6 protein-coding genes are annotated in these 5,321 nt (G+C 68.3%); 2 read left to right on the top strand and 4 right to left on the bottom strand.

What is annotated here, in order from left to right; all coding sequences use genetic code 11:
- Positions 1-205: 205 nt before the first annotated feature.
- Genes ACFV9O_RS39540 through ACFV9O_RS39530 form a run of 3 tightly spaced genes read right to left on the bottom strand, consistent with a single transcriptional unit; the run spans position 206 to position 3,055 of the window.
- Positions 206-1,105: a bile acid:sodium symporter family protein gene (locus ACFV9O_RS39540; RefSeq protein WP_385427724.1), complete on the bottom strand. Its 900-nt coding sequence runs from the start codon at positions 1,103-1,105 to the stop codon at positions 206-208.
- Between the two features lie 13 nt (positions 1,106-1,118).
- The gene (locus ACFV9O_RS39535; RefSeq protein ID WP_385427721.1) at positions 1,119-1,883 is read right to left on the bottom strand and encodes an enoyl-CoA hydratase/isomerase family protein; all 765 of its coding nucleotides are present in this window, start codon (positions 1,881-1,883) and stop codon (positions 1,119-1,121) included.
- Positions 1,880-3,055, bottom strand: a complete 1,176-nt coding sequence (locus tag ACFV9O_RS39530) for a CaiB/BaiF CoA transferase family protein (protein ID WP_385427719.1) — start codon at positions 3,053-3,055, stop codon at positions 1,880-1,882. The genes ACFV9O_RS39535 and ACFV9O_RS39530 overlap by 4 nt, the downstream gene beginning before the upstream one ends.
- A gap of 123 nt (positions 3,056-3,178) precedes the next feature.
- Here ACFV9O_RS39530 and ACFV9O_RS39525 point away from each other — a divergent pair, with 123 nt between their 5' ends.
- Complete coding sequence (locus ACFV9O_RS39525) at positions 3,179-3,955, top strand: IclR family transcriptional regulator (protein ID WP_385427716.1); 777 nt, start codon at positions 3,179-3,181, stop codon at positions 3,953-3,955.
- A gap of 95 nt (positions 3,956-4,050) precedes the next feature.
- Here ACFV9O_RS39525 and ACFV9O_RS39520 read toward each other — a convergent pair whose 3' ends face one another.
- The gene (locus tag ACFV9O_RS39520) at positions 4,051-4,440 is read right to left on the bottom strand and encodes a methyltransferase dimerization domain-containing protein (protein WP_385427714.1); all 390 of its coding nucleotides are present in this window, start codon (positions 4,438-4,440) and stop codon (positions 4,051-4,053) included.
- 401 nt (positions 4,441-4,841) lie between these two features.
- Here ACFV9O_RS39520 and ACFV9O_RS39515 point away from each other — a divergent pair.
- A partial coding sequence (locus ACFV9O_RS39515; protein ID WP_385427711.1) for a cysteine hydrolase family protein occupies positions 4,842-5,321 on the top strand: 480 nt, incomplete at its 3' end.

Here is a 5,321-nt window from a genome sequence, read left to right as displayed (position 1 = left end):
ACTACCTCGACCGGCGCGAGATCCCCCGGCCGAAGTCGTGGCGAAGCCTGGGCAGCTGACCTCGACGACTCCAAGATCCCCGACAGAGTCAAGCTGAGGGTTGAGGATATGAGCTAGCCGGTCCCGGGCCCGACCAGCGGAGGTGCCATGAAGACGTGTGCTGCGGGCGTGGCAGGACCACCCTCCACCGCCCAACACGGGGCCATCAGGTGCTAGTCACCGGCTCCGCCATGGGGAGTGAGCGGGTCCGCCGGCCGAGCAGGAGGACGGCCACCGCCGCGGTGAGGAGGGAGACCGGGATGTAGATGGCGGGTGCCACTGCGGCAGCCGGCATGTTCAGCAACGCGGGGCTGAGCGCGATGGCGACGGCGAGGGCACCGTTGTGGATGCCGATCTCCATCGACGAGGCGACGGCCTGGGGCCGCTGGACGCGGACGAGACGGGGCACCCAGTAGCCGATGACCAGGTTCAGGACGCTGAACGCCGCCGTGAGCGGAAGGATGGAGTTGAAGGACCGGCCGAGCTCGCGGGAGTTGTGCAGGATCGCACCCACGACGACCACCACCAACACGACAAGCGCGACGATCCGTACGGCACGCCTGAGGGACTGCGCCAGGGCCGGACGAAGGCGCCGCAGAGTCATACCCAGGGCGACGGGCAGCACGACGGTGGCGATCAGCGTGACGACGCCGTGCGGTTGCAGGCCGATGTTGTGGGCGTGGCCGAGGTAGTGGCGGGTCACGCCCCACATGACGAGCGGCAGCGTGACCACGGCGAGCAGCGAGTTGACCGCGGTGAGGGTGATGTTCAACGCGATGTCACCGCGGGCGAAGTGGCTGTAGACGGCTGCGAGCGTACCGCCGGGCGATGCGGCCAGGAGGAGCATCCCGACAGCGGTGTCGGTGTCCGCGCCGGTCAGTGCAAGCAGGGCCAGGCAGAGCGCGGGCATCAACAGCAGTTGGCAGGCCAGTGCCGTGCCCACTGCGCGCGGCACGCTGATCACGCGGGCGAAGTCCGCGAAGGTGAGGGACAGTCCCAGGCCGAGCATGATGACCGCCAGGGCGAGCGGCAACACCACGGTGGTCAAGACAGAGCTGTGCAACATCTTCTCCTCGGGATCAGTGCCGGTGGTAGTCGCCGACCGACTTGGCGAAGAAGGCACGCAGTGCCTCCTTGTGGTCGTCCTTCAGGAACAACTCGGACAGTTCGTCGACCTGCCGCCGGTGCGCCTCGTCCCGGCTCATCTCCAGGGCGTCGTTCACGCAGCGCTTGGTGGCCTCGACCGACAGGGGGGCGCGAGTCGCGATCCGCTCCGCCTTCGCCAGCGCTACGTGCATGAGCGCCTCGGGTGAGCACACCTCGGTGACCAGTCCCCAGGCCGCGGCCCGCTCGGCCCCGTAGCGTTCGCCGGTGAGGAGGATCTCCTTGGCCGGCCCGAGGCCCACGATCCTGGCCAGGCGCCAGAAGTTCGCCATGAGGCCCACGTTGACCCCGGCCGCGACGAAGGACGCCTCGCTCGACGCGACGCGGATGTCGCAGGCCAGGGCCAGCTCGAGCCCGCCGCCGACGGCCGGCCCGTTGACCGCGGCGATCACCGGGGCACGGAACCTCTCCAGGCCGTAGACGATCCTCTCGAAGTCCGCCACGAAGTCCGGCAGTTCTGTCCGGCTCATCCGCTGGTCCTGGACCAGGTCCGCGCCGGCGGTGAACACACCTCCGGCCCCGGTGAGGACGACCGCGCGGACCTCCTGGTCCTTCTCCAGCTGGTCGATGGCCGTCTTGAGGTGGGCCCGGCTCTCCCAGGAGAGGGTGTTGACGGGCGGGTTGCTCAGTGTGATCACCGCGACGTGCGGGGTGTGGTATCGCAGCTGGACCGCGCTCACTTCTCCTCCTTGGCCACGCCTGCGGCGAGCAGGGCCTCGATCTCGGACGGGCCGAAGCCTGCCTCGGTCAGTACGTCGGTGGTGTGCTCGCCCAGCAGCGGGGCGGGACGGTGGATGGCTGCCGGAGTGCGGGAGAATTTGACGGGCACTCCGATGTGCTTCACCGGCCCTGCCGTGGGGTGTGCGACCTCGACGAGCATCTGCCGGGCCCGGACCTGGGGATCGGAGTAGACCTGACCGATGTCGTACACGGGTCCGGCGGGAATGCCGTGTGGCAGGAGGATGTCCATCCACTGCTCGGTGGATTTCTCCAGGAACTTCCTCTGCAGTTCCTTCGTCAGCGGCGGGCGGTTGGCCAGGCGGGACATCGGGTCGGCGAATCGCGGGTCCGCCCCCAGCCCCGGCCATTTGAGGGCCTTCACGAGGTGTTCCCACATCCGCTGATTGGGTGTGCCGACGGTCAGCCAGCCGTCGGCGGTCCGGAACGCCTCGTAGGGGGCCGCGAGCCGCATCTGCGAACCGAGCGGACCGGCTACTTGTCCGGTGGCGAACAGGACAGCGCTCTCCCACACCATCAGGGAGATGCCGGCCTCCAGTAGTGAGGTGTCCACGTACTGCCCCTCACCGGTGCGCAGACGGTGGACATAGGCGGCGAGCACACCGTTGGCGGCCAGGATCCCCGCGGCAAGGTCACAGATCGGCACGCCCGCCTTGACCAGCTCGCCGCCGAGCTCCCCGGTGACGCTCATGATCCCGGACATGCCCTGGGCGATGAGGTCGTACCCGCCTCGGCCGGCCAGCGGGCCGTCTTGGCCGAATCCCGAGATCGAGCAGTAGACGAGTGCGGGGTTGCGTGTGGCGAGGCTCGGATAGTCGCAGCCGAGCCGCTGCATGGCCCCGGGCCTGAAGTTCTCGACGAGGACATCGGCTCCCTCGCTGAGCCTGCGCAGTGCGTCGGCGCCCCGCTCGTCCCGCAAGTCCAGGGCGATCCCGCGCTTGTTCCGGTTCACCGCCATGTACGCCGGCGACTGGCCGCCAGGGAAATCGGCTCCCCAGCCACGCAGTTCGTCGCCGGTCGGACGCTCGACTTTGATCACGTCGGCGCCCAAGTCGGCGAGGAGCGCCGCGCAGTAGGCGCCAGCCATCACTTGGCTGACGTCCAGAACTCTCACGCCGTCGAGGGGACCCGTCATCGCACCTCCCGAGATTCCTATGGAAAATTTGTGCCGCATAGTGGCACGCCCGTGCTACCATGCGGCCCATACAGTAGGTGGGGAGTCAGGAGGCGTCAACGGATGCGCAGCGTTTTCACGGCCTTTTCCGTGCTCGAAGCGCTGGCCGAGGCCCAGCCGGTCGGTGTGGGCGCGCTGGCACGGGAGTTGGATCTGCCCAAGAGCACCGTGCAGCGCAGTCTGACCACGCTGGCCGAATTGGGATGGATCCGGCCGCTGGACCGCGGCGGCCATACCCGGTGGATGCTGACGGCCAGGCCCCTGAAGCTGGCCGGGCACGTGCTGCGCCACGAGGGCATGCTCCGCGAGGCCGCAGCGCCGGCGATGGCGGATCTCGCCCGGCAGACCCACGAGACGATCCACCTGACGATCGTGGACGGTGACAGCGTGATCCTGCTGGACAAGATCGACAGCACCCACGCCGTCCGGAACGTCTCCTGGGTCGGCGGTCGCGCCCCCCTCCACGCGTCAGCCTCCGGACTGGCGATCCTCGCCCATCTGCCGGCGGATGCGATCGCCCGCTACCCGCTTGCCAGGTACACCGCGCTGACCGTGACGGACGCCGAGGCGCTGGGAGACACTCTGGCGGCGGTCCGCAAGCGCGGCTACGCAATCAACACCGGGATGTGGCGCGACGATGTGAGCGCCGTCGCTGCGGCGATCCTGGATCCGGCCGGGACGCCGGCCGCTTCCCTCAGCATCTCTGTGCCGACCTACCGGCTCTCCGACGAGCTCCAGGATCGGTACGGCATCCTGGTCCGTGACGCCGCCGCCCGCGTAACGTCCCTGTGGGACGGACAGGACGCCGAGAACAGCCTCATCACGGAGCGGGACGGCTGAAGGGCTGTTGTCTTTCCGGTCTTGTGTGAACAAGGACGCCTCGTCACGGTGGCCGGCGAAGTAGTCGAAGACGGTCGCGTGTCCGTGGGCGGCCTTCACCTGGTGGTCACCGGTGCGGACGGCCTCCGGGAACCGCCCCCACGGCAGCCAGTCCCCGGTGCGGACTGCGAAACCGCGAAGTGGTGCAGCGAGTTGGGGGCATCCTTGTGCAGAGTGTTGAGCAGGGACGTGCCGGTGTAGTGCACACCGTCGTCCGAGGTCATCAGGCCCAGCGACGCGCACGTGCGCATGAGACGACGAGTGGCGTCAGGGTCGGTGGACTCCGCCTTGGCGATCTCCTCGGGGGTGTTCGTCCCTGACGCCAGGTGACCTGCAAGGTTGTACACGGCTGCGGCGCGGACGATCTGAGTCACCCAGTACCCGGTGACCATGCCCATCATTCGCTCGTAGTCCTGCGCCGCGTCAGGAATCTCCGGTGTCGTCATGGTCTTTCTCCTCGATGGAAGGACGGTGATTGGGTCGGCCGAACTCGGCGCGGCACGCACCTCGATGACTGGATGACATTGCATCGTCCCGAGAAGTGGCGCTCGGTCGGCGCGCCCAATCTATGCTTCGGCTGCGGCGACTCAGTGATGTCCCAACTACACGTTCTTGTAGTTCCTTTCCTTCCAGCGCGGTGCGCACTTCAGGCAGAGTGCTACTGCGGCCGGCCGAGGGTACTGCTGCTCAGCGGCATCGGAGACCTGCCCGCTGTCGCGGCAGATGCCCTCGCTCGTGGCGGAAGCGTGGCGGCGTCACCCAGCGGCGTTGTGGTGCCCTGCCGGGATGCGCAGCGTGGGGCCCGCCGGGACCGTGCCGCTCATCATCCAAATTCCGGAGGGAACCCGTGTCCGAGACCTATGACCCCCGCCGCACTGCGGTTCTGTTGGTCGATCCCTACAACGACTTCCTGTCCGAGGGCGGCGAGGTCTGGCCGCGTGTGGAGCCCATAGCGACGGAGGTCGGTCTGCTGCACAACCTGCGCGCGGTGGTCGGCTCCGCCCGGGAGACCGGCGTGCGCGTGGTGTTCGTCCCGCATCGCCGGTGGCAGCCCGGCGACTACGAGACCTGGGCCCACCTGGCGTCCGGGCAGCGGCATCAGAAGGTGCACCATAGCTTCGCCCGGGGCACCTGGGGTGGGGAGTTCCATCCCGACTTCCAGCCGCAGGCAGGCGACGTTGTCGCCGGGGAGCACTGGGGGGCGAGTGGGTTCGCGAACACCGACCTGGACTTGCCGAGTAGCCGAGGGGAATCTCACCCCTCGGCTCTCACAGAATCCGTGCGTAACAGTCTCCCGTTACACGGCTCTTGCCACTCTGATCACCAG

Origin of the sequence: Streptomyces sp. NPDC059909 (genome assembly GCF_042730885.1) — a bacterium.
Taxonomy (GTDB): Bacteria; Actinomycetota; Actinomycetes; order Streptomycetales; family Streptomycetaceae; genus Streptomyces.
Note: the sequence above shows the minus strand (reverse complement) of the source record. Positions and strands in the feature narration are given on the sequence as shown.

Bases quoted from the DNA above. Each gene is read 5' to 3' on its own strand.
- ACFV9O_RS39525 (WP_385427716.1), top strand. From the start codon at position 3,179: ATGCGCAGCGTTTTCACGGCCTTTTCCGTGCTCGAAGCGCTGGCCGAG.
- ACFV9O_RS39520 (WP_385427714.1), bottom strand. From the start codon at position 4,440: ATGACGACACCGGAGATTCCTGACGCGGCGCAGGACTACGAGCGAATG.
- ACFV9O_RS39540 (WP_385427724.1), bottom strand. From the start codon at position 1,105: ATGTTGCACAGCTCTGTCTTGACCACCGTGGTGTTGCCGCTCGCCCTG.